The organism is Methylobacterium sp. 1030 (assembly GCF_040544715.1).
Lineage (GTDB): Bacteria > Pseudomonadota > Alphaproteobacteria > Rhizobiales > Beijerinckiaceae > Methylobacterium.
Genome location: NZ_JBEPKM010000013.1, coordinates 72,599 through 93,295 on the forward strand (window position 1 = coordinate 72,599; position 20,697 = coordinate 93,295).

General features: G+C 73.8%; 20 protein-coding genes. 4 read left to right on the forward strand and 16 right to left on the reverse strand.

Features of this window, described 5'->3' with window-relative positions; translation table 11 throughout:
* Window positions 1–77 precede the first annotated feature (77 nt).
* The 5 genes from glnT to ABIC30_RS19700 all read right to left on the reverse strand — a co-directional run bounded on the left by glnT (window position 78) and on the right by ABIC30_RS19700 (window position 5,221).
* The gene (glnT, locus tag ABIC30_RS19680) at window positions 78–1,385 is read right to left on the reverse strand and encodes a type III glutamate--ammonia ligase (protein ID WP_354455970.1); all 1,308 of its coding nucleotides are present in this window, start codon (window positions 1,383–1,385) and stop codon (window positions 78–80) included.
* Window positions 1,386–1,460: 75 nt separating this feature from the next.
* Window positions 1,461–2,789, reverse strand: coding sequence for an FMN-binding glutamate synthase family protein (locus ABIC30_RS19685; protein ID WP_354455971.1), 1,329 nt, complete (start codon window positions 2,787–2,789; stop codon window positions 1,461–1,463).
* 14 nt (window positions 2,790–2,803) lie between these two features.
* Window positions 2,804–3,490, reverse strand: coding sequence for a GXGXG domain-containing protein (locus ABIC30_RS19690; protein ID WP_354455972.1), 687 nt, complete (start codon window positions 3,488–3,490; stop codon window positions 2,804–2,806).
* A 34-nt stretch (window positions 3,491–3,524) separates the two neighbouring features.
* Window positions 3,525–4,433 carry a class II glutamine amidotransferase gene (locus tag ABIC30_RS19695; protein WP_354455973.1) on the reverse strand — a complete coding sequence of 303 codons (909 nt, stop codon included), beginning with the start codon at window positions 4,431–4,433 and terminating at the stop codon, window positions 3,525–3,527.
* A 101-nt stretch (window positions 4,434–4,534) separates the two neighbouring features.
* The gene (locus tag ABIC30_RS19700; RefSeq protein WP_020095167.1) at window positions 4,535–5,221 is read right to left on the reverse strand and encodes a helix-turn-helix domain-containing protein; all 687 of its coding nucleotides are present in this window, start codon (window positions 5,219–5,221) and stop codon (window positions 4,535–4,537) included.
* A 308-nt stretch (window positions 5,222–5,529) separates the two neighbouring features.
* Here ABIC30_RS19700 and ABIC30_RS19705 point away from each other — a divergent pair, with 308 nt between their 5' ends.
* From ABIC30_RS19705 to ABIC30_RS19720, 4 genes are read left to right on the forward strand one after another with little or no spacing between them, the layout of a single operon-like run.
* Window positions 5,530–6,984 (forward strand): FAD-binding oxidoreductase, encoded by a 1,455-nt coding sequence (locus ABIC30_RS19705; protein ID WP_354455974.1) that lies wholly within the window; start codon window positions 5,530–5,532, stop codon window positions 6,982–6,984.
* Between the two features lie 59 nt (window positions 6,985–7,043).
* Window positions 7,044–7,463, forward strand: a complete 420-nt coding sequence (locus tag ABIC30_RS19710) for a DUF4383 domain-containing protein (protein ID WP_026605246.1) — start codon at window positions 7,044–7,046, stop codon at window positions 7,461–7,463.
* Complete coding sequence (locus ABIC30_RS19715; protein WP_354455975.1) at window positions 7,460–8,587, forward strand: hypothetical protein; 1,128 nt, start codon at window positions 7,460–7,462, stop codon at window positions 8,585–8,587. Before ABIC30_RS19710 ends, ABIC30_RS19715 begins: the two co-directional genes overlap by 4 nt.
* Window positions 8,571–8,870 carry a hypothetical protein gene (locus tag ABIC30_RS19720; protein WP_056530802.1) on the forward strand — a complete coding sequence of 100 codons (300 nt, stop codon included), beginning with the start codon at window positions 8,571–8,573 and terminating at the stop codon, window positions 8,868–8,870. The genes ABIC30_RS19715 and ABIC30_RS19720 overlap by 17 nt, the downstream gene beginning before the upstream one ends.
* A 46-nt stretch (window positions 8,871–8,916) precedes the next feature.
* On the opposite strand, the gene ABIC30_RS19725 is transcribed toward ABIC30_RS19720, so the two are convergent.
* From ABIC30_RS19725 to ABIC30_RS19775, 11 genes are all read right to left on the reverse strand, one after another.
* Window positions 8,917–9,261, reverse strand: a complete 345-nt coding sequence (locus tag ABIC30_RS19725; RefSeq protein ID WP_354455976.1) for a hypothetical protein — start codon at window positions 9,259–9,261, stop codon at window positions 8,917–8,919.
* Between the two features lie 152 nt (window positions 9,262–9,413).
* Window positions 9,414–10,346 carry a lysozyme inhibitor LprI family protein gene (locus ABIC30_RS19730; RefSeq protein ID WP_354455977.1) on the reverse strand — a complete coding sequence of 311 codons (933 nt, stop codon included), beginning with the start codon at window positions 10,344–10,346 and terminating at the stop codon, window positions 9,414–9,416.
* A 91-nt stretch (window positions 10,347–10,437) separates the two neighbouring features.
* Complete coding sequence (locus tag ABIC30_RS19735) at window positions 10,438–10,857, reverse strand: hypothetical protein (protein ID WP_056530795.1); 420 nt, start codon at window positions 10,855–10,857, stop codon at window positions 10,438–10,440.
* Window positions 10,858–10,986: 129 nt separating this feature from the next.
* Window positions 10,987–11,796 (reverse strand): hypothetical protein, encoded by an 810-nt coding sequence (locus ABIC30_RS19740; RefSeq protein ID WP_354455978.1) that lies wholly within the window; start codon window positions 11,794–11,796, stop codon window positions 10,987–10,989.
* A gap of 67 nt (window positions 11,797–11,863) precedes the next feature.
* A complete protein-coding gene (locus ABIC30_RS19745) occupies window positions 11,864–12,616 on the reverse strand; it encodes a hypothetical protein (RefSeq protein ID WP_132367908.1) in 753 nt (250 codons plus the stop codon).
* Between the two features lie 52 nt (window positions 12,617–12,668).
* Window positions 12,669–14,012, reverse strand: a complete 1,344-nt coding sequence (locus ABIC30_RS19750; protein WP_354455979.1) for a hypothetical protein — start codon at window positions 14,010–14,012, stop codon at window positions 12,669–12,671.
* 12 nt (window positions 14,013–14,024) lie between these two features.
* Window positions 14,025–15,452 (reverse strand): peptidoglycan-binding protein, encoded by a 1,428-nt coding sequence (locus ABIC30_RS19755; RefSeq protein WP_354455980.1) that lies wholly within the window; start codon window positions 15,450–15,452, stop codon window positions 14,025–14,027.
* Window positions 15,449–16,810 carry a hypothetical protein gene (locus tag ABIC30_RS19760; RefSeq protein ID WP_354455981.1) on the reverse strand — a complete coding sequence of 454 codons (1,362 nt, stop codon included), beginning with the start codon at window positions 16,808–16,810 and terminating at the stop codon, window positions 15,449–15,451. The genes ABIC30_RS19755 and ABIC30_RS19760 overlap by 4 nt, the downstream gene beginning before the upstream one ends.
* Window positions 16,811–16,832: 22 nt before the next feature.
* Window positions 16,833–18,788: an AAA family ATPase gene (locus ABIC30_RS19765; protein WP_026605242.1), complete on the reverse strand. Its 1,956-nt coding sequence runs from the start codon at window positions 18,786–18,788 to the stop codon at window positions 16,833–16,835.
* Window positions 18,789–18,873: 85 nt separating this feature from the next.
* Window positions 18,874–19,983: an AAA family ATPase gene (locus ABIC30_RS19770; protein WP_354455982.1), complete on the reverse strand. Its 1,110-nt coding sequence runs from the start codon at window positions 19,981–19,983 to the stop codon at window positions 18,874–18,876.
* A 3-nt stretch (window positions 19,984–19,986) separates the two neighbouring features.
* Entirely contained in the window at window positions 19,987–20,457 is a 471-nt protein-coding gene (locus ABIC30_RS19775; protein ID WP_354455983.1) for a hypothetical protein, read from the reverse strand.
* Between the last annotated feature and the right edge of the window lie 240 nt (window positions 20,458–20,697).

A 20,697-nucleotide genomic window follows, 5' to 3' on the forward strand; every position in this document is an offset into this window, starting at 1 on the left:
CCGCTCCCCGTCGCCAGGATCGATCTGGGCCTTGCAAGAGCCGGTCCGCCGTTCGGCCCGTCACCGGCAGCACCGGCTCAGACATCGAGCGTGGTCTCGCGCTCCCAGGCGGTAAAATGGGCGCAGTAGCTGTCCCACTCATTTTGCTTCAACTTGAGGTAGGCGACGGAGAACGCGCCGCCCAGATTGTCCCGCAGGGCCTCGTCGGCCTCGAAGGCGCGCAGGGCGTCCAGCAGGTTGAGCGGCAGGCGCGGCGCGCCGGTGACGGCGTGGCCGTCGCGGTACATGTCGACGTCGCTGTGCGGCCCGGGATCGGCCGCCGACGCCAGGCCGTCCAGGCCCGCCGCCAGGATCGCCGCCTGGAGCAGGTACGGATTGGCCGCGCCGTCGGGCAGCCGCAGCTCGAACCGGCCCGGCCCGGGCACGCGCACCATGTGGGTTCGGTTGTTGCCGGTCCAGGTCACGGCGTTCGGCGCCCAGGTCGCGCCCGAGATCGTGCGCGGCGCGTTGATGCGCTTGTAGGAATTGACCGTCGGGTTGGTGATCGCGGCGAGCGCGGGCGCGTGCCGCATGATCCCGCCGAGGAAGTGCCGGCCCCGGGTCGAGAGGCCGAACGGCATCTCGGGATCCGCGAAGGCGTTCACGGTGCCGGCCGTGTTCCACACCGAGACGTGGCAGTGGCAGCCGTTGCCGGTCAGCCCCGGGAACGGCTTCGGCATGAAGGTCGCCCGCAGGCCGTGCCGCTCGGCGACCGAGCGGACCATGAACTTGAAGAAGGCGTGCTTGTCGGCGGTGGCCAGCGCGTCGTCGTATTCCCAGTTCATCTCGAACTGGCCGTTCGCGTCCTCGTGGTCGTTCTGGTAGGGCTTCCAGCCCAGAGCCAGCATGTGGTCGCAGATCTCGGCGATCACGTCGTAGCGGCGCATCAGCGCCTGCTGGTCGTAGCAGGATTTTTCCGCCCGATCGTGGTGATCCGAGATCGCCGCCCCATCCGGGCTCAGCAGGAAGAACTCGGCCTCGACGCCGGTCTTGACCCGCAAGCCCTCGGCGGCGGCCCGCGCCACCAGCTGCTTCAGCACCACCCGGGGCGCCTGGTCGACGGGAGCGTCCGCCATGGTGCAGTCGGCCGCCACCCAGGCGACGTCCGGCTTCCAGGGCAGGCGGATCACCGAGGCGGCATCCGGCATCGCGAACAGGTCGGGATGGGCCGGGGTCAGGTCGAGCCAGGTGGCGAAGCCCGCGAAGCCCGCGCCGTCGCGCTGCATGGCGCCGATCGCCTGCGCGGGCACCAGCTTGGCGCGCTGGCAGCCGAACAGGTCCGTGTAGGAGATCATGAAGTACTTCACGCCGTGCTCTGCGGCGTAGGCGGAAAGGTCGGTCGTCACGGCAGCCCCCTGAGCGCGGATCGGTTGGGGGCCGGCCGCGCCCCGTTCCGGCGCGACCGGCGGGGTTGAAGGGCCCTAGAAGCCCGCTTTGCCCGGGTACCAGTCGGTCCCGGCCAGCGGCACGCGGGCCATGGCGGCGGCCTCGAGCGTCAGCGCCACGAGGTCCTCGGGCTCCAGATTGTGCAGGTGGTTGTGGCCGCAGGCGCGGGCGATCGTCTGCGCCTCCAGGGTCATCACCTTCAGGTAGTTGGCGAGCTTCCGGCCGGCGCGGACCGGGTCGAGGCGGGCCGCCAGCTCGGGGTCCTGCGTGGTGATGCCCGCCGGGTCGCGGCCCTCGTGCCAGTCGTCGTAGGCACCCGCGGTGGAGCCGAGCTCGCGGTACTCCTCCTCGTAGGCCGGGTCGTTGTCGCCGATGGCGACGAGCGCCGCGGTGCCGATCGAGACCGCGTCCGCCCCCAGCGCGATGGCCTTGGCGACGTCCGCGCCCGAGCGGATGCCGCCCGAGATCACGAGCTGCACGCTCCGGTGCAGGCCCAGATCCTGCAGCGCCTGCGCGGCGGGCCGGATGCAGGCGAGCGTCGGCTGGCCGACATGCTCGATGAACACGTCCTGGGTCGCCGCCGTGCCGCCCTGCATGCCGTCGAGCACGACGACGTCGGCCCCGGCCTTCGCGGCGAGCGCGGTGTCGTAATAGGGCCGGGCGCCGCCGACCTTCACGTAGATCGGCTTCTCCCAGTCGGTGATCTCGCGCAGTTCGCCGATCTTGATCTCGAGGTCGTCCGGGCCGGTCCAGTCCGGATGCCGGCAGGCGGAGCGCTGGTCGATGCCCTTGGGCAGGTCGCGCATCGCGGCGACCCGGTCGGAGATCTTCTGGCCGAGCAGCATGCCGCCGCCGCCGGGCTTCGCGCCCTGGCCGACCACCACCTCGATGGCGTCGGCGCGCCGGAGGTCGCGCGGGTTCATGCCGTAGCGGGAGGGCAGGTACTGGTAGACGAGGATGTCGGAATGGCCGCGCTCCTCGTCGGTCATGCCGCCGTCCCCCGTGGTGGTGGAGGTGCCGGCCAGCGTAGCGCCGCGGCCGAGGGCCTCCTTGGCGTTGGCGGACAGGGATCCGAAGCTCATGCCGGCGATGGTGATCGGGATCTTCAACGCGATCGGCTTCTTCGCAAACCGCGTGCCGAGGGTGACACCGGTCCCGCAGGTCTCCCGGTAGCCCTCCAGGGGATAGCGGGACATCGAGGCGCCGAGGAACAGCAGGTCGTCGAGATGCGGGAGCTTGCGCTTCGTGCCGCCGCCGCGGATGTCGTAGATGCCGGTGGCCGCGGCCCGGCGGATCTCCGCCATCGTGTGGTCGTCGAAGGTCGCCGACTTGCGCGGCGGCATCGGCGGGTTCTGGTAGGTCATGCCCGGTCTCCCGCTCAGTAGGCGTCGGCGTTGTCGATGTTGAAGCTGTAGAGTTTGCGGGCCGAGCCGTAGCGCCGGAATTCTTCCGGCCGGACGTCCGTGACCCCCGCCCGGTCGAGCAGGGCGGCGAGGTGCTCCCGGTGCTCGGGGCGCATCGGCTTCTCGACGCAGTCGGCCCCGAGGCTCTTCACGCTGCCGCGGACGAACAGCTTCGCCTCGTAGAGCGAGTCGCCCAGCGCCTCGCCGGCATCGCCCAGGACCACCAGGGAGCCGGACTGGCCCATGAAGGCCGACATGTGCCCGATCGAGCCGTGCACGACGATGTCGATGCCCTTCATGGAGATGCCGCAGCGCGAGGCCGCGTTGCCCTTGATGACGAGGAGGCCGCCGCGCCCGGTGGCGCCGGCATATTGCGAGGCGTCGCCCTCGATCACGACCGTGCCGGACATCATGTTCTCGGCGACGCCGGGACCCGCCGAGCCCTGCACCGTGACGGTGCCGCCGTCGTTCATGCCGGCGCAGTAGTAGCCGACCGGGCCGCGCACCGTGACGGTGACGGGCCCGTCGATCCCGACCGCCACCGCGTGCTGGCCCCGCGGGTTCAGCACCTCGAATTCGGTGTCGTTGGCGCCCGGCGCGACGCCGTGGAGGGCTTGGTTCAGGGCGCGCAGCGGCGTCGCCGCCAGATCGAAGACGGGCATGGGCGAGATCCGTGAAGGCTGCGGGGGGAGCGGCTCAGGCGGCCTGCCGCTGATCCCAGAAGTAAACGGTCGCCGGCTCGGGCTCCCAGACGCGGGCGGATTCGATCCCCGGCAGGCCGACGAGCGCCCGGTATTCCGAGCCGAAGGCGACGTAGCGCTCGGTCTCGGCCATGATCGCCGGCTTGCAGGCGATCGGGTCGCGCAGCACCCCGAAGCCGGACTTGGTGCCGACCACGAAGGTGAAGAACCCGTCGAGATCCGTGAGCGCCCCCGCGAGCGCCGCGCCGAGGTCCCGGCCCCGCGCCATCGCGGTGGTGAGATAGGCCGCCGCGACCTCGGAATCGTTCTCCGTCTCGAAGGCCATACCGTCGCGGGCGAGGCTCCGGCGCAGGTTGTTGTGGTTCGACAGCGAGCCGTTATGCACGAGGCACTGGTCGGCGCCCGTCGAGAACGGGTGCGCGCCCATGGTGGTCACGGCCGATTCCGTCGCCATCCGGGTGTGGCCGATGCCGTGGGTGCCCGACATCCCGGCGATGCCGAAGCGCGCCACCACGTCCTTCGGCAGGCCGACCTCCTTGTAGATCTCCACGCTCTCGCCCGCGCCCATCACGCGCAGATCGGGCGCGAGGCCCTTCAGGGCGTCGCGCGTCGCGGCGAGGCGGTCGGACGCCACGGTGATGACCGCGTGCGAGCTCTTCACCGCCACCCGCGCCGAGCCGCCGGAGGCCTCCGCGAGGCGCTGCTCCAGGGCGGGGAAATCCGCCTCCGGGCGTGCCGACTGCACGGTGATCTTCGACAGGCCGGGGGCCGGCGGCCCGTAGATCGCGAGGCCGGCCGAGTCCGGCCCCCGATCCGTCATGGTGACGAGCATGTCGGCGAGCAGCGCGCCGAGCTGCGGCTCCAGGGCGGGGTCCTTCAGGAACAATCCGACGATGCCGCACATGGCACCACCTCCGTCGCGGGTTCGCCCGGAGCATAGGCGGCCTGCGCGGCGGAAATCAACCCTCAAGAAATAAGATTTCTTCCTGAGAACAACGCGGCCCGTCAGCCGGTGCGGCCCGACTGCGGATACGCGATCACCGAGAGGTAGCGGGCCGGCAGCACGAGCAGCTCCGCCGGCCCGTGCGGGGCATCGGCGTCGAAGAACAGGCTGTCGCCGGGCTGCATGTGGAAGTGCCGGTCCCCGTGCCGGTACAGCACCTCGCCCTCCAGCATGTAGAGGAACTCCAGGCCGGGGTGCTGGAAGGTCGGGAACACGTCCGAATCGGTCGTGAGCGTGATCAGATACGGCTCGACCGTCACGCCGCTGGTGTTCTCGTGGATGTGCCCGAGCAGGTTGTACTGGTGCCCGGCCCGCGTGCCGCGCCGCTCCAGCTCGATCCCCTCCCCGGCCTTGACGAAGACCGCGTTGCGGACCTCCTCGTAGCCGCGGAAGAAGCCGGTGATCGGCATGCCGAGCGCCTGGGCGAGCAGCTGCAGCGTCGTCAGGGACGGCGAGATGTTGCCGTTCTCGATCTTCGACAGCATGCCGGGCGACAGGCCGGTCGTCGCGGCGAGGTCCGCCGAGGTGATGCCGAGCCGCTTCCGGCGCTCGCGCACCGCGTGGCCGATCGCGCGCTCGAGGTTGTTCTCGCGCGGCTCGCGGACGGCGTGCGGATCCTGCAGCAGGACCGGCTCCCGCTCCGGCCGCGGGGCCTCCCCTGCCGTCCGGTTCGAAGCGCCTGACGGCATGGCGGATCTCCCTCCTCGGCGATCGTGGGCTCCGGCCTAGCGGGTCCTCCGCCGCCGTGCCGCGGCGTCGGACGCCTGTCAACGTCGCGATCCGCGACCCGTCGAGGAACCGCGGTTGAGGACGGATCGGCGCGCGGCGCCGACGGCCGGAGCGCGGACGCTCGACCGCGCCGGGGGCGGCGTGGCATCGTCCCGACCGGCGGCGCACCGCGCTCCGTGCGTGAACTCACGCCGCCGGATCCGAACCCGTCGCAGGGTTGGCCGGCGGGGCGAGCCGGTCGCCCCGCCGGTGCGAATCGAGGGTGGGCATGGCCGGGACAGGACCGAGCAGGCGCGGGATCCTCGCGGGCGGCGGCGCCGCGGCGGCGGCCGCGCTGCTGCCGCGGGCGGCCCGGGCCGCGCCGCGGATCATCCTCAACGACGCGAGCGGCCTCAACCCGACCCCGGTGACGCGCCACGCCGTGCTCCCGACGGGGTCGACCGACGCCCTGATCGAGGCCGTGCGCGCCGAGATCCGGGATGCCGCCGCCGCCGGCCGGCCGGTCGCCGTCGGCGTCGCCCGGCATTCCATGGGCGCCCAGAGCCTCGCCCGCGACGGGACGGCCGTGACCCTGGAGGGCGGCCCGATCGAGCCCGACACAGCCGCCGGCCTCTACCGGGTCGGGGCCGGCGCGCGCTGGTCGCAGGTCATCCGGCAGCTCGACCGGATCGGCTACTCGCCGACGGTCATGCAGTCGAACAGCGATTTCGGGGTCGGCTCGACCTTCTGCGTCAACGCCCACGGCTGGCCCGCGCCGCACGGCCCGTTCGGCTCCACCGTCCGCGCCCTCCGCCTCGTCCTGGCCGACGGCAGCCTCGTGACCTGCTCCCGCGAGGAGAACGCCGAGCTGTTCGGGCTGGCGATGGGCGGCTACGGCCTGTTCGGCATCGTGGTCGACCTCGTGGTCGAGATGGTGCCGAACCGCCTCCTGACGCCGACCTTCGCGGTGATGCCGGCCGCGGATTTCGCGCCGGCCTTCGCGGCGGCGGTGGCGCGCGACGCCCGCCTGCGGATGGCCTACGGCCGGCTCTCGGTCGCGCAGGCCGGGTTCTTCGACGAGGCGATTCTCGTCACCTACGCGGAGGCCGAGCACCCGCCGCAGGTCCTGCCCGCGGCGGCCGCCCAGGGGGCGTTCTCGGCGGTCTCGCGGGAGATCTACCGCGCCCAGGTCGGCAGCGAGTTCGGCAAGCGCGCCCGCTGGATCGCCGAGACCCGGCTCAACCCGACGCTCGATCCCGGCCTCGCCACCCGCAACAGCCTGATGAACGAGCCGGTGGCCAACCTCGCCTCGCGCGACCGCAGCCGCACCGACATCCTGCACGAGTACTTCGTCCCGCCCGAGCGCTTCGACGCGTTCCTCGCCGCCTGCCGCGAGACCATCCCGCGCTCGGGCTGCGACTGCCTCAACGTCACCCTGCGCTACGTGGCGGCGGACCCGGACTCGACGCTGGCCTACGCGCCGGGCCCGCGGATCGGCGCGGTGATGTCGTTCTCGCAGGGCCTCACCCCCGGCGACGAGGCCGCGATGATGCGCATGACCGAGGCCCTGATCGAGCGCGTCGTGGCGATCGGCGGGGCCTATTACCTGCCCTACCGCCTGCACGCCCGGCGCGACCAGATGGCCCGGGCCTATCCCAGGCTCGACGCCTTCGTGGCCGCCAAGCGCCGCTACGATCCGGGGCTGCTGTTCCGGAACGCCCTGTGGTCGACCTACATGGCCTGACCGCGCCCCGGCACGGATCCGCCTCGCGCGGGCCGCGCGTGCCGACTCAGGAGACGCCCATGAGACCCACGCCCCCGCAGGTGGCCGCCCTCGCCTTCGCGGCCATCCTGCTGTTCGCCGCCGCCACCGACTACGTCCCGGCCTTCCGGGACGCGGAGGGCCGCGTCTTCGGCCTGTTCCGGCTCGACGTCTACAAGGACGCGCTCCACCTCGCCTCCGGCCTGTGGGCGCTGGCCGCCGGCCTGTGGTCGCGCTCCGCCGCCGTGACCTTCCTGCGGGCCTTCGGGGCGATCTACCTCCTCGACGGCGTCGTCGGCGTGCTCACCGGGTCGAGCTTCCTCGACCTGTCGCTGTTCCTGAAGGGCTTCCAGGACAGCCCGCTCCTGTCCAACGGCCCGCACCTGAGCCTCGGCCTCGCCGGCGTCGTGCTCGGCTGGTGGCCGTGGCGCGCCCGGACCGCGGCCGGGGTCGCCGCGTGAGCCCCCGGCCCCCCCGCCGCCGGCGACGGGTCGTCCGCTGGGCGGTCGCCGGCCTCGCCGTTCTGGCCCTCGCCTGCGCCCTGCCCGTCGCGGCGATCGAGGGGGGCTGCACGGTCAGGCCCGATCCCGCCGGGCCGGGGCGTTCGGCGGGCGGCTCGCGCTTCGGGATCGCCCCCGAGGGCTACAAGCGCGCGGCCGGCGACAGCTACCTCACCTTCCCCGAATGGGACATCGTCCACGCCTACGCGGACCTCGCCGGGGTGACGCGTTCCGCCTCGGAATCGGCCTTCGACTACTGGGCGGCGACGACGGGCTTCTGGACGAGCCTGTGCGGGGCGACCCGGGCGGCCGGGCGCACCGGCGACGTCACCGCGGGCCAGAAAGTCACCAACTACGTGATCGGCCTGAGCTTCACGGCCGAGATGCTGATCCAGGGCGCCTACGAGCGCAGCCTCGGGGCGCTGACCGCGCGGTGGCGGGGGCCGGAGCCGACGGACGAGGACCGGTTCAACGCCCGGCTGCTCGGGGATTACGCCGCGTTCCTGCGCCAGACCCCCTGGTACCGCTACCCGTTCGACGCGGAGCTGTCCCGGCTCTGGCACGAGGTCCCGTTCACGCCGTCCCTGCGGGCGGTCGAGCGGCGCGGCGCGCTCACGCTGCAATACGGGGTGAAATGGGCCTACGCCCAGGGGATCGCGTGGCTCGCCGGGATGGACCCGGCCGGCCTGACGATCCGCAGCGTCGTGGCGGGGCTCGATGCCGGCGACGCGGCCGCCGACCCGCGCATCACCCTCCTCGGCCCCGTCCCGGCCGGCGACGGCGGCCCGGCCGCCCTGATGGAGACCCCGCGCTACCGGGCCTTCACGGAGATCGTCCGGGGCCTCGGCGCGCGGGGCCGGACCGTCTTGGAGATCGCCGGCAACCACCGGATCCTCACCACCGTCCTCCTGCCGCCGGGCCGGACGGTCACCCTCGCCGGGGCCGAGCCGCTGTTCGCGATGCCGATCCAGTCCGAGCCGGGCTGGCAGCGCGTCGGCTACGACACCGCGGTGGAGCAGCTCGTCGCGCAGATCCGCGCCGTGGAGGCCGCGGGGGGCCGGTTCGAGCATGCCTACGATTACTGATCGGCGCCCGCGGCGCGGCCTGCCGGTCGGCGCCGTCGCGGCGGCGCTCGCCGGGGGGCTCGGCGTGACCGCGCTGACCGCCCTCGCGGTCCAGCCGGAGACCGTGGTGGCGCTCGGGAACCCCGCCGCCCTGGCGGCCGCCGACGACGGGGCCCTGGTCTCGTCCGGCCGCGCGTACTTGGTGCTCCGGCCTGCCGCGCCGGGCGCGGTCCGGCGCCTCTACGCGGGCGGTGCCTGGCTGGTCCTGCCGGCGCCCGGGACCGGCTGCCTCGGCGTGCGCTGAGGACAGCGCCCGCGGGGCGGCCGGAGGGCCGGCCGCGGGCCGGTGCTCAGTAGGGATCGGAGCGCTCAAGGATCTCCTGCCCCATCAGCACGCAGCTCCCGGGCATCGGCGCGTAGATCAGCCGGATCCGATACGCGCCCTTGTAGATGCTGCCCTCCACCTCGATCACCTGGAAGCGTCGCGTCCCGACCAGGGACGCGACGGTGCCGACGGACCGGACGGACGAGGGATCGACCGTGGCCCGCGCGTCGCCGTCGCTGTGGAAGCGCAGCAGCTTGAGGGCCTGCCGCTCGGCGTCGGCCGCGCAGGGGAGAATGGGGGCCGCGACCGCGGAGGTCGCGGCCAGGCCCGTCACGGCGAACAGCGGCAGCGCCCGCAGGATCCGTCTCATCGGCACGCGACTCCGTACTCGTGGGCCTCGGGCAGTTCGCCGTCGCCCGTCGTAGTCACCGAGAGCGTGCCGGCGGCCCCGAGCCGGCGCAGAGGCCGGCGCAGGGGCCGGCACAGGGACCGGATCGGGCGTGGGGGCGTGCGGTCCCATCGTCACCGGCTGCTCGGGGCGCCCGCAGGCGCGGGCGGGCTCGATCCCGGGGCCGTCCGGGCCGCCGGAACCGGGTCGGGCGGCGGATAGGCGGGGTCGGTCAGGCAGGTCGAGAGCCAGGTCTCGGCATCGGCGTCCGGGGCCAGCTCGACGTCGAGGACGGGCCGAGGGCCCGCGGGTGCCGCCGCTGCGCCGGCGGCGACGGCCGGGGCGGCAGGCCGCGCCCAGCGGCCGTCGGCGTTGTCGGGACCCGGGCATTCCGCGTCGTCGCCCCCGCCGATCGTGCAGGTCGCGACCGTGCGCGCGGCGCCGTCGACGACCCGCGCGACCGTGCGCGTCTCGGAGGTGTGGCCGCTCGCCCAGTCGTCGGACAGCGTGCAGACCCGGTCGCCGTTCTGGTAGCGCCGGCTGCCGAAGCACCCGTAGACCCGGTCCTGCCCGACGGGCAGGAAGTCGCACGCCGTGTCGAACCCCGCGAAGGGGCCGCCGGTGAACCGCGCCGCGAAGGCCCGCTGCCGCAGCGCCGCCGCGATCCAGTGCGGTCGGGCGGGATCGCTCTTCGAGCGGCCGGACAGGTCCTCGGTCCGTGCCCGGATCGCCTCCAGCACGACGGCGCGCGCGTCGGCCGCGTCCAGGTCGCCGAGCCACGTGTCCCGGGCCGCCACCCAGCGCTTCTGGCTGGCGACCAGCATCGCGCGGATCTCGGCGTCGTCCGTGCTGTGCAGGAGGCCGGAATAGGCCGCACCCAGGGCGGCGTCCGCCTTCCGGAGCGCCGGGTCGGCGCAGATCATGCGCTCGAGCGGGCTGGCCGCCTTGCGGCAGTCGATCGCGCGGGCCGACGACGGCGCCAGGAGGGTTGCGGCGAGGGAAGCGGCGAGGGCTGCCGCGAGGGTGGCCGCCGGGAGGCGCGTCACGGCCGGCCCCGCGCTGAGCATCGCGCCGAACCTCGCCCCGAAGCTCGCACCGGACCGCGCATCGGAACCTCGCCACTGGGCCGCGTCCCTGGAGCCGGTCGACATCGGGGGCCTACTGCGCCGCGGCATCGACGATGCGGCACAGGTTCTGGTCGACATCCTGACCGATCTGACCGGCCTGCACCATGAACAGGGCGTCGACCCGGCTGCCCGCCCCGGCCTTGCGCACGACGACCCGCAGCGTCTGCGGTCGCCCCGAACCGGATGTCTCCTGCTGGGCCGTCAGTGTCCCGAGCGCCTTCTCCACGTGCACGCCCACGAACCCCTCGGCCAGGACCGCCCGCGTCACCCGGTCGAACGCGGCCCTGGGGCTGACCGAGGGGAAGATCATCCACGTCTTGTAGGTGATGGCCTGGAGCATCGGCGTCCCCTCGCTCCGATAATGGTCGCGGCACGTCTCCGCCGCGGCCGCGGGGAGCGGGAGCGTCGAAAGGATGGCCGCGTAGATGAACGCGTTCCGCATCGATCCCATGGGGCGCCTCTCACTTCGCTCTGCTGGTGGCTCTGTCGATGACCTGCCGGACCTGTGCAGCGGGGGCCGGTCAGGCGTGGATTCGTCGGATGAGCGAGGCCGGGCCGCACCGGCCGGCCCCGCAGGGTCTCAGAGCTGCGGCGTGGCCGCTGGCCGGGGGCGCGGCGCCGGCGCCATCGCGCGCGGCGGCGGAGGCTCGGTCCGAGGCGGCGCGCCGGGCGCGTCCGCCGCGGCCGCCTCGGACACCGGAGGCTCCGCGACCGGTGCCGGCCGCGGGGCCGCGACCGAGCCGCGGACGGTGTCGCGCAGGAAGTCGCCGGTGCTGGTGCCGGCCTCCCGGGGGGCCGGAGCCGGCGTCGCCCGGGCCGCCGGCGCGGCCTGCCCGGCGCCGCCCGCGCGCGGGACGGGCGCCTGCGACACCGCCGGGGCCCGGCGGGGCTCGCCCGGCGGCACGGTGATCCGGAACGTGTACGGCACCGTGGACCCGTCCCCGAAGGTGACGTCGATCGACAGGGTGTCGAGTCCGGAGAAGTCGGGCCGTGCCGTGTAGTAGAGCGACATCGAATCCTTCTTGGCGTCCTCGCAGCCGTCCGGCTGCCGGATCTGCGCCCCGGTCTCGTCGACCTTGCCGCTGAGGATCCGGAACTCGCGCCGCTGCTCGATGCGCCCGCCGCGCGGCGGCCTGACGAGCTCGATCGTGGCCGCGCGCGAGCGGCACCCCTGCGTGGCGAAGTAGTAGGTGAAGCCCTGGAGGAAGATCCGCTGGCCGGCGCGCGCGGTCTTGTTCTCCACCTCCGCCCGGGCCGGCAGGGCAAGGCAGAGCGGCAGGCAGAGAGGCAGGCAGAGCGCCGATCCGAGGGCGAGGACGCCGGCGCCGATGCGCCGACGCGGTCGGTTCGGTGCCGCGGATCGGGGGGCGTTCGGGAGGCGCTGATGCACGGGACTCGTCCTCGGCTTGGCGGTGGGGGTGCGGGCGGCCGGTCCGGCCGTCCGCGCCGGAGCTGCGTCAGAGCTGCGGCGCGGCGGGCGGGCGCGGTGGTGCCAGCTGCTGCGGCGGCGGCGGCGCGGGCGTGCCGGACACGGGCGCCGCGGCCTCGGCGGCCTTCGGGGGCGGCGCGGCCGGCGCCGGCCGGGTGGCCGGGACCGCGCCCCGGACCGCGTCGCGCAGGAAGTCGCCGGTGCTGGCCTCCCGGGGCGCCGGAGCCGGAGTCGCGGCCGGAGTCGCCCGCTCGGCGGGAGCGGCGCGCGCCGCCGGGGCCGGCCGCGCGAGGCCCGCGTCGCGGGGGGCGGGTGCCTGGGACACCGCCGGCGCCCGCCGGCCCTCGCCCTCGGGCACCGTGATCCTGTAGGTGTAGGTGGCCTCCTCGCCGGTGACGAACGTGACGATCACCGACACCGTGTCGTGGCCAGCGAAGTCGGGCCGGGCCGTGTAGTAGAGCGTCCGCGCGTCCCGCTCGACGTCCTGGCAGCCGTCCCGCGACGGGGTGCCGTCGATGTTCTGGCCGAGGACCAGGAACTCCCGCCGCTGCTCGATGCGGCCGCCGCGCGGGGGCGTGACCAGCTCGATCGCGGCCGCCGGAACGGACGGGCAGCCCGGTCGGGTCTCGTGGGTGGCGTAGCCGTCGAGGCGGACCCGCTCCCCGGGCCGCGCGGTCACGCTCGTGGATCCCGCGAGCGCCGGTCCCGCGAGGCAGAGCCCCAGGAGGCCGACGAGGATCCCGGTGCCGCCGGCCCCTCCCGTCGTAACGCGTCGTGCCATGGCATCCTCCTCGGGTTCGCGGGTCGGGCGGTTCCGGTCCGCGGCGAGAGCCTCACTTCGCGTCGCCGCGCGTCAGGACCGGCTTGCCGCCGTCGGTGCGGAACCGGACCGCGTAGGTGCTGTTCGCCGACTGGGCGTTGCAGGTGATGACCACCGGGCCGCCCATCGGGTTGGGCATCTCGCAGGTGCCCTTGACCTTGAAGGTGGACTGGTCGCGCTCGGCGTACATCAGCTCGTCGACGGGCTGGTGCAGGGTGCCGCCCTCGACGAAGCCCTTGGCCGAGGCCATGAACGCCATGGCCTTGCCGTCGGTGGTGCCGAAGATGAACCCGGCCTTCGGGCTGCCGACGACGGAGGTGTTCACCGCCTCCGGGGCGCAGGTCGCGGTGAGGTCCTCCCCGTCCATCATCAGGGACTCGCAGCGGCCCTTGAAGGACAGCTTCAGGAACGTGCCCGGCGGCGGATCGCGCCCCTCCGCGCCGTCGCGCGGCGGAGGCGGCGCCTGTGACGGCGCCTGTGACGGTGGCGGCGACGGCGGCGTCTCGGGCGGGGCCGGAGCCCGAGCCTCGGCCCGCCGGTCCCAGCCGCCGCGGGGCTGGCCGGGCTGCCAGACGCAGAGACGGGCGCCGTCATTGTCCCAGCAGGGGCCGCTCGGCGACAGGGCGCCGAGGGCCTCGGCGGCGCGCAGGCCCCCGGACGACCCGTTCCAGAAGGCCGTGGCCTTCAGCGGGTTCTGCGGGTCGCGGACGAGCTGCGCCACGACGTCGAGCTTGCCCGCGGCGTAGGAGCGGATCTCGAAGCCGCGGGCACCGGTCTGCCCGGTCTCCGACCGGAACTGGCAGGCCCCGTCGAGGCGGACATCGCCCGCGACCTCGAGGTAGCAGTCGGCGGCCCGCGGGGCGCCGGCCTCGGGCGCCGCCGCGGGGGCGCCGCCGAAGCCGGGGCGGCCCTCGCCGACCTTCCAGGCGCAGATCCGGCTCCGGGACCCGGTCCAGCAGGCGCCCTCCGCGGTGACGCTGTCGGCGGGGCCGTCCTCGGGCTTGCCGCCGGGCTCCCGGTTCCAGGTCGCCGTGCCCTGGCCGGGCGCCGTCACCGACACGACCACGCCGTCGCGCAGGTAGCCGTTGGTATAGGTGGCGAGGCGGAACCCGCCCACGCCGTAGCTGCGCGCGTCGGTCAGGAACTCGCAGACCCCGTCGATGACGGTCCTGCCGTCGGCCGCGAAGAAGCAGTCGGCCTTGCGGACCTTGATCTGCGCCTGCGCGGCGGCGGGCATCAGGAGGCCGGCCAGCAGGCCCGCCATCAGGCCCGCCAGCAGGGCGGCGGTGCGGTGGCCGATGCGGTTTCCGGCCCGGGGGGCCGGGAACCGCGCGGGATCCTTGCGGCGGGGACCCATGATGGCCGTCTCCTATGGATTGCCGAGGAGGCGGCGCGCCGCCTGGATGGTCCGGTCGTTGCGCTGGTCGACGACGCGGCCCTGGTAGAGATTCCGGTCGGCGAGGCGCTGCTGGAGGGCGGCCCAGAAGCCGGCGCCCCACTGGTCCTGCTCGAGATTCTGCAGGATCTCGGTGGACTTGAGCTCGAGGGCGCGGATCGTCAGGTCGGCCGCCTTCGCGGGGTCCCGCTGCAGGCCGGCGCCGCCGAGATCGTACAGGAAGGCCGCCGAGGCCGCCGCCGGGGCGAAGGAGCGCTCGACCGCGAGGCGCTCGAGATACCGGGCCGCCAGGGGGCCGTCCGGCGCGGTGACCCGCTGCTCCCGGTTGGCCGGGGACAGGTGCATCGCGGCGTAGAGATACTGCGCCACCGGGACGCCGCTCTCCGCCAGGCCCCGGAGCTTCGCCGCGTCGGCGGCGTTGGAGACCGCGCTCTTCGACAGCGCGATAAGGTCCTCGACGCTCGGCGTCGCCGCGGGCGGTGCCGGAGGCGGCGGGCCGGCGGGCTTCGCGGCTCCGGTGTTGCCGGCTCCGGGGTTGCCCGCCCCCGGACTGCCAGCTCCCGCGTTGCCCTGCGGGCCGGCACCCCGGCCGGCCAGGGCCTGCACGGCCGCGCGCGTCTGCGGCGTCGCCGTCCCGTCGGCCGGCCCGGTGTAGAAGCCGCGCTTGGCGAGGTCGCGCTGGATCGCCGCCACGAGGTCGGGGGGCTGCCGGCCGAGCTCGTCCGTGAAGGCGGTGACCGCCCGCGGCAGCTTGGCCGCCACCGTGTTCATGTAGAGGTCGGCGGCCTTCTGCGGATCCCGCGGGACGCCGCTCCCGGCATCGGTGTAGCAGCCGGCGATCCAGTAGAGCGTCGACCAGGAATCGAGGTAGTTGTTCCGGGCCGCGACCGGGTTCGCCTGGAAGGCCAGCCCGTAGCGGCAGCCCCGCTTGAGATCGTGCTGGCCGCGGGCGGGGTCGAGCAGGAGCTCGGTCATGCCGCGCTGGGCCCCGGGGAAGCCGAGGTCGGCGGGCTTCTGGTAGTAGGTCAGGGCCTTGGCGGCGTCGGGCTTGACCGGGTTCTTGGCGTAGACCGCGGCCCATTCGGGATTGTAGAGGGCGCCCATGAACGACCGGGCGCTGACGTCGCCGGCCTCGGCGGCCGTCCGCAGCTTCTCGAAGGCGGCCCTGTCGCCGTCCTTGCCGGCCTTGTCGAGCAGGTCGAGATAGAGCTTCTCGTTCTCCTTGCTGTCGGCGGGCTTGCCCCACTCGCCCGCGGGCTTCAGCAGCGCGAGGGCGAGGCCCGCCAGGAGGGCGACCGCGGCCTGGGGCAGGACCAGCCAGGCGAGGCGGTAGCGCGCGTCCGCGTACCAGAGCGTCGCGTGCGCCCGGAGCCGGTCGGTCCCGATCGTGGCGCCGCTCATGACTTGGCTTTTATGTAGGCGCGCAGGGCCGTGATGACCGCGGCATTGCGCTTGTTCTCGACCGGGAGCGTGTAGAAGCCGCGGGCGGTCAGCGCGGCCTGGATCGCGCCCCAGAACCCGTCGCTCCAGTTGCCCGCCTCCGGGAACAGCAGCCAGAAGGTGATCTGGTCGTCCTTGAGGTCGACGCCCCGCAGGGCGAGGGCCGCCGCCTTCCCGGGATCCTTGGCGACGTTGCCGTAGCCGGAATCGTACAGCACCGCCGCCTCGCCGGCCGCCATGCCGTTGCCGGCGGCCGCGGCGCGCTCGTAGGCGGCGACGGCGACCTGCGCGTCCGGCGCGAAGACGTCGCCCTTGTTCATCACCGGGTTGAACAGGCGCGCGTAGGCGGTGAGCGCGTCCGCGTCCCCGGCCTCGGCGCGGCTCTTCAGGTCGGCCATCTTCCGCCGGTCGCCGGTCCGGGCGGCGGCCTGGAGGGCCAGCACCTCCGGATCCGGGCCCTTGGGCGTCACCCGCCGCGGCTCGGGCCGCGGGGTCGCGACCGTGTTGGTGATCCCCGCCTCCACCTGGAGGGCCGTGATGATCCCGGGATTGGGCCGCCCGTCCACCGGGCCGATGTACCGGCGCTGCTCGGCCAGGTGCCGCTGGATGCCCGACACCAGGGCGGGGTTCTGCTGCCCGAGATTGTTGATGAAGGCGTCCATCGTCGGCCGGTGGCGGCGCCACAGCACCGCGGTCACCAGCCCCCCGGCCCGCACCGGGTCCTGCGGCAGGCCGCTCTCGGGCTCGACGTAGCAGGTGGCGAGCTTGACGGTCAGCCGCTCCTCGCCGGTGATCGTGCGCTCGAGCGTCTCGGGGGCGTCGATCCAGGTCTGGGCCAGGCGGCAGCCGCGCCGGAGGTCGCGGTTGGGGTTGGCCGGGTCGAGCAGCACGTCCGCGAGGCGCGTGACCGCCAGGAGATCGCCGATCGCGGCGCCCGGTCCGTAGAGGGCGGCCGCCCGGTCGAAATCGTTCGGCGCGGGCTTGTTCGGGAAGTAGGCGGCGGTCAGGGGGTCGTAGAGCGTCCCGAGCTTGGTCGCGGCGTCGATCTGGCCCTGGGTGGCCGCGGCGGTCAGCGCGTCGAACGCCTTGCGGTCGCCGTCCTTGCCGGCCCGGTCGCGCAGGGCGCTCAGCTCGGCGAGCCGCGCCTTCGAGGCGGTGGCCGGCTGACCCCAGACACCCTGCGCGGCCAGCGCCATGCACAGGCCCGCCACCGCGCAGGTCACGGCCTGCGGCAGGGCGAGCCAGGCCAGGCGGTATCGGCGATCGTCGTACCAGAGGGCCGCGTGCGCGCGCAGCCAGTCCTCGCGGGCGATGCTCATGGCTGCGACGGCTCCCGGGCCGTCACGACAGGGCGGCGGCGCGCGGGGCCCCGCCGCCGAGCGCCCGCTCGACATCCACGAGCTCGAACTGGCCGTAATCGCCCAGGGGATCGCTGGCGAGGCGCATCGCCTGGGCCTCGCGCAGGCGCTCCAGGAGCGTGCGCATCTCGCGGGCATTCGCCCAGTCGTGCCGCTGCGCGCGCTGCTCGACCCACGGGATCAGCAGGGTCTCGAAGCGCGGCGGCAGCCGGAACGATTGCCGCGACGCCATCAGGCGCAGGATCTCGACGAGGTCGTACGGGTCGTAGGCCGGGAACGCGACGGTCTTGGTGAAACGGCCGGCGAGGCCGGGATTCGTGTCGATGAACCGGGCCATGTCGCCGGTGTAGCCGGCGACGATCACGATGATCCGGTCGCGGTTGTCCTCCATGAACTTGAGGAGGGTGTCGATCGCCTCCTTGCCGAAGTCGCTGCCGCCCCCGCCGCCCTCGGCCAGGGTGTAGGCCTCGTCGATGAACAGGATGCCGTCGAGGGCCTCGCGGCAGCGCTCCAGGGTCTTGGCCGCGGTCTGGCCGACGTAGCCCGCCACCAGCCCGGCCCGGTCGACCTCGACCACGTGCCCCTTCCGCAGGACGCCGAGCGTCCGGAAGATGTCGCCCATGATGCGCGCCACCTCGGTCTTGCCGACGCCGGGCGGCCCGGTGAACACCATGTGCTGGCTCACCGCGCCGACCTCGATGCCCTCGGCGCGGCGCCGGGCATCGACCAGCACCCGCGCCGCCACGGTCTTCACCTGCTCCTTGACCGGCGCGAGCCCGATCATCGCGTCGAGGCGGGCCATGACCTTCCGGGCCGCGTCCATGTCGACCGCGCCGCCGGCCTGGCGGCCGAGGGCCGCGGCGATGTCGGCGGGTTCGAGCCGGTTGATGTCGCCGCCGGGGCTGGCGGCGAGGCGCAGCGCCTGCGCCTGGCGGGCCTTCTCCAGGACCGTGCGCATCTCGCGGGCGTTGGCCCAGTCCTCGGCCTTCGACCGGGCCCCGACATAGGCGGCGAGGTCCTTCTCGAACCCCTCCGGCATGACGAAGCCCTGGCCCGCGGCCATGCGCTTCAGGATCTCGGCGAGCTCCGGCGGGCTGTAGGGCGGGAACTCGACGGTCTTGGTGAACCGGCTGGCGAGGCCGGGATTCGCGTCGATGAACCGGCGCATGTCGTTGGTGTAGCCGGCGACGATCACGATGATCCGGTCGCGATTGTCCTCCATGAACTTGAGGAGGGTGTCGATCGCCTCCTTGCCGAACTCGCCGCCGCTCCCGCCGCCGGGAGCCAGCGCGTAGGCCTCGTCGATGAACAGGATGCCGTCGAGGGCCTCCTTGCAGCGCTCCAGGGTCTTGATCGCGGTCTGGCCGGCGTAGCCCGCCACCAGCCCGGCCCGGTCGACCTCCACGAGGTGGCCCTTGCGCAGCACTTTCAGCGCCTTGAAGACGCTGCCGAGGACCCGCGCCACCTCGGTCTTGCCGACGCCGGGGGGGCCGGTGAACACCATGTGCTGGCTCATGGCCGCCACCGGCAGGTTCTGGGCGCGGCGCTGCTGCTCCACCTGCATCCGGGCGATGACGCCCTTCACCTCCAGCTTCACGGGGTCGAGCCCGACCATGCCGTCGAGGGTCGCGAGCGCGGTGGCCAGGAGGTCCTTCTTCTCCGCGGCCGCGCCGTCGTCGACGAAGCGGATCGGGCGGATCTTGCGGCTCGCCCGGGCCCGGTCCAGGGCGCGCCGCGTCGCCTCGATCCGCGCCGGGATGTAGCTCGCCGCGAGCAGGCCGCCGACGAGGCCCCCGAGGATCAGGCCGTTGCGCAGCAGCGCCGACGGCGTCGCGGCGAGCGACCCGAGCACGTCCGGCCGCAGAGCGACCAGCAGGCCGGTGGCACCCAGCACGATGACCGCGAAGAGCGCGACCGGATGCTTGTCGAGGCGTTCCATGGACGTGGCGAACCTTGGTGCTGGCCCTGGTGATGGCCTGGGTGCTGGCCTGGGTGCTGGGCGCGCGTGGCCCCTCGGGCCGCCCTCAGGCGTCCTCGCCGGTGGCGCGGAGCAGATCGACGATCTCCAGGCGGCGCAGGTCGCCGCCCTGCAGGGAGACCCGGGCGGCCTGGGCCTCGCGGGCCTTCTCGAGGAGGGTCCGCATCTCGCGGGCGTTCGACCAGTCGTCGGCGCGGGACCGCTGCGCGAGCCAGGGAGTCAGCGCCGCCTCGAACCCCTCGGGGAGCGCGAATTGCTGCCGGGCCGCCATGCGCCTCAGGATCTCGCAGAGATCCTTCGGGCTGTAGGGCGGGAACTCGACGGTCTTGGTGAACCGGCCGGCGAGGCCGGGATTCGTGTCGATGAACCGGCGCATGTCGTTGGTGTAGCCGGCGACGATCACGATGATCCGGTCGCGGTTGTCCTCCATGAACTTGAGGAGGGTGTCGATCGCCTCCTTGCCGAAGTCGCCGCCGCCCCCGCCGCCCCCGCCGCCGGCGGCCAGGGTGTAGGCCTCGTCGATGAACAGGATGCCGTCGAGAGCCTCGTGGCACTTCTCGAGGGTCCTGGCCGCGGTCTGGCCGACATAGCCCGCCACCAGGGCCGCGCGGTCGACCTCCACGAGATGCCCGCGGCGCAGCACTTCGAGGGACCGGTAGATCTCGCCGATCGCCCGCGCCACCTCGGTCTTGCCGACGCCGGGCGGCCCGGTGAACACCATGTGCTGGCTGATCGCCGCCACCGGCAGGCCCTCGGCGCGCCGCCGCTGCTCCAGCTCCAGCCGCGCGATCAGGGCGTTGACCTCGCGCTTGACCGGCGCGAGCCCGACCATGGCCTCGAGATTCGCGATCACGGCCTCGGGGGACCGGGTCTCCACGACCCGGCGCGGCGCCACGATCAGGCGCGGCAGGGCCAGCAGGCCGCCGGCCGGCTGCCCGAGGCCGGCCTCCGCCTTCCGCGCGGCCGTCGCGGTCGCGGCGAGGCCCAGAGCCGCCAGCAGGGCGACGGCGATCCCGATCGCCGCCTTCCAGCGCAGCTCCGGCCCGGCGGCGTTCCACCAGGCGACCGGGCCGTAATCGGTGCTCAGCAGGAGCGGGGTGAGGACCGCGACCACCAGCCCGGAGACGACGAAGGGGAGGATGGCGGATTTCGACATCCGTCAGCCTCCGCAGGGCTTGCTGGTATTCCAGATCACGGGGATCCGCTGGACGCCGCCGGTCGTGTCGATCTTCAGGCCCGGCGTCAGCTCGACGAAGACGTCCTTGGCGGCGCCCTCGATGGTGATCTCGCCCTTGCCGGTCTCGTAGGGCGCCGGGAACGGGACCGCGATGTTGATCGGGCCGTCGGCGACGTTGAAGGCGGGGGACAGGTAGTTCCCGGCCCGGATGCGCACCACGCCGCCGGCATCGGCCGCCATCTTCGACAGGCGCATCTGGCCCAGGGGGGCTCGGCAGGCCTTGGCCTCCGCGACGATCTTGTCCTTCTCGTCGGAGGGCAGGGTCTCGGCGGCCTTGTCGATCTCGCCCGCCTTGACCAGCGTCAGGGCCGGGCGCGCGGCCGTCCCGGCGGTCTCGCCGCCGCCCGAGAGCAGCACGCCCGCGACGGCGCCCGCCGCCAACAGGCCGCCCACGATCGCGATGAGGCTCGGCGAGAGGCCCGGCTTGGCGGCGGGCGGGGCGCTCGGGGCCGCGCGAGGCTCGGAAAGCCTATCCTGAGCCTGCCGCTCAGCATTCTGGTGTTCGACTTCCGACATCCAGCGGGCCCCCGAACATGGAACGACGTAATTCGTGCGTCGCGTCGGCGCGCACGACATGACCTGCAGCCTCGCTCTTTTTGGAAAGATTCGAAGAAATTAGCGGGCCGATGCCTG

Bases quoted from the DNA above. Each gene is read 5' to 3' on its own strand.
- ABIC30_RS19705 (WP_354455974.1), top strand. From the start codon at position 5,530: ATGGCCGGGACAGGACCGAGCAGGCGCGGGATCCTCGCGGGCGGCGGC.
- ABIC30_RS19750 (WP_354455979.1), bottom strand. From the start codon at position 14,012: ATGGGTCCCCGCCGCAAGGATCCCGCGCGGTTCCCGGCCCCCCGGGCC.
- ABIC30_RS19690 (WP_354455972.1), bottom strand. From the start codon at position 3,490: ATGCCCGTCTTCGATCTGGCGGCGACGCCGCTGCGCGCCCTGAACCAA.
- ABIC30_RS19745 (WP_132367908.1), bottom strand. From the start codon at position 12,616: ATGGCACGACGCGTTACGACGGGAGGGGCCGGCGGCACCGGGATCCTC.
- ABIC30_RS19770 (WP_354455982.1), bottom strand. From the start codon at position 19,983: ATGTCGAAATCCGCCATCCTCCCCTTCGTCGTCTCCGGGCTGGTGGTC.
- ABIC30_RS19685 (WP_354455971.1), bottom strand. From the start codon at position 2,789: ATGACCTACCAGAACCCGCCGATGCCGCCGCGCAAGTCGGCGACCTTC.
- ABIC30_RS19735 (WP_056530795.1), bottom strand. From the start codon at position 10,857: ATGGGATCGATGCGGAACGCGTTCATCTACGCGGCCATCCTTTCGACG.
- ABIC30_RS19730 (WP_354455977.1), bottom strand. From the start codon at position 10,346: ATGCTCAGCGCGGGGCCGGCCGTGACGCGCCTCCCGGCGGCCACCCTC.
- ABIC30_RS19720 (WP_056530802.1), top strand. From the start codon at position 8,571: ATGCCTACGATTACTGATCGGCGCCCGCGGCGCGGCCTGCCGGTCGGC.
- ABIC30_RS19755 (WP_354455980.1), bottom strand. From the start codon at position 15,452: ATGAGCGGCGCCACGATCGGGACCGACCGGCTCCGGGCGCACGCGACG.
- ABIC30_RS19695 (WP_354455973.1), bottom strand. From the start codon at position 4,433: ATGTGCGGCATCGTCGGATTGTTCCTGAAGGACCCCGCCCTGGAGCCG.
- ABIC30_RS19760 (WP_354455981.1), bottom strand. From the start codon at position 16,810: ATGAGCATCGCCCGCGAGGACTGGCTGCGCGCGCACGCGGCCCTCTGG.
- ABIC30_RS19700 (WP_020095167.1), bottom strand. From the start codon at position 5,221: ATGCCGTCAGGCGCTTCGAACCGGACGGCAGGGGAGGCCCCGCGGCCG.
- ABIC30_RS19765 (WP_026605242.1), bottom strand. From the start codon at position 18,788: ATGGAACGCCTCGACAAGCATCCGGTCGCGCTCTTCGCGGTCATCGTG.
- ABIC30_RS19710 (WP_026605246.1), top strand. From the start codon at position 7,044: ATGAGACCCACGCCCCCGCAGGTGGCCGCCCTCGCCTTCGCGGCCATC.
- ABIC30_RS19725 (WP_354455976.1), bottom strand. From the start codon at position 9,261: ATGAGACGGATCCTGCGGGCGCTGCCGCTGTTCGCCGTGACGGGCCTG.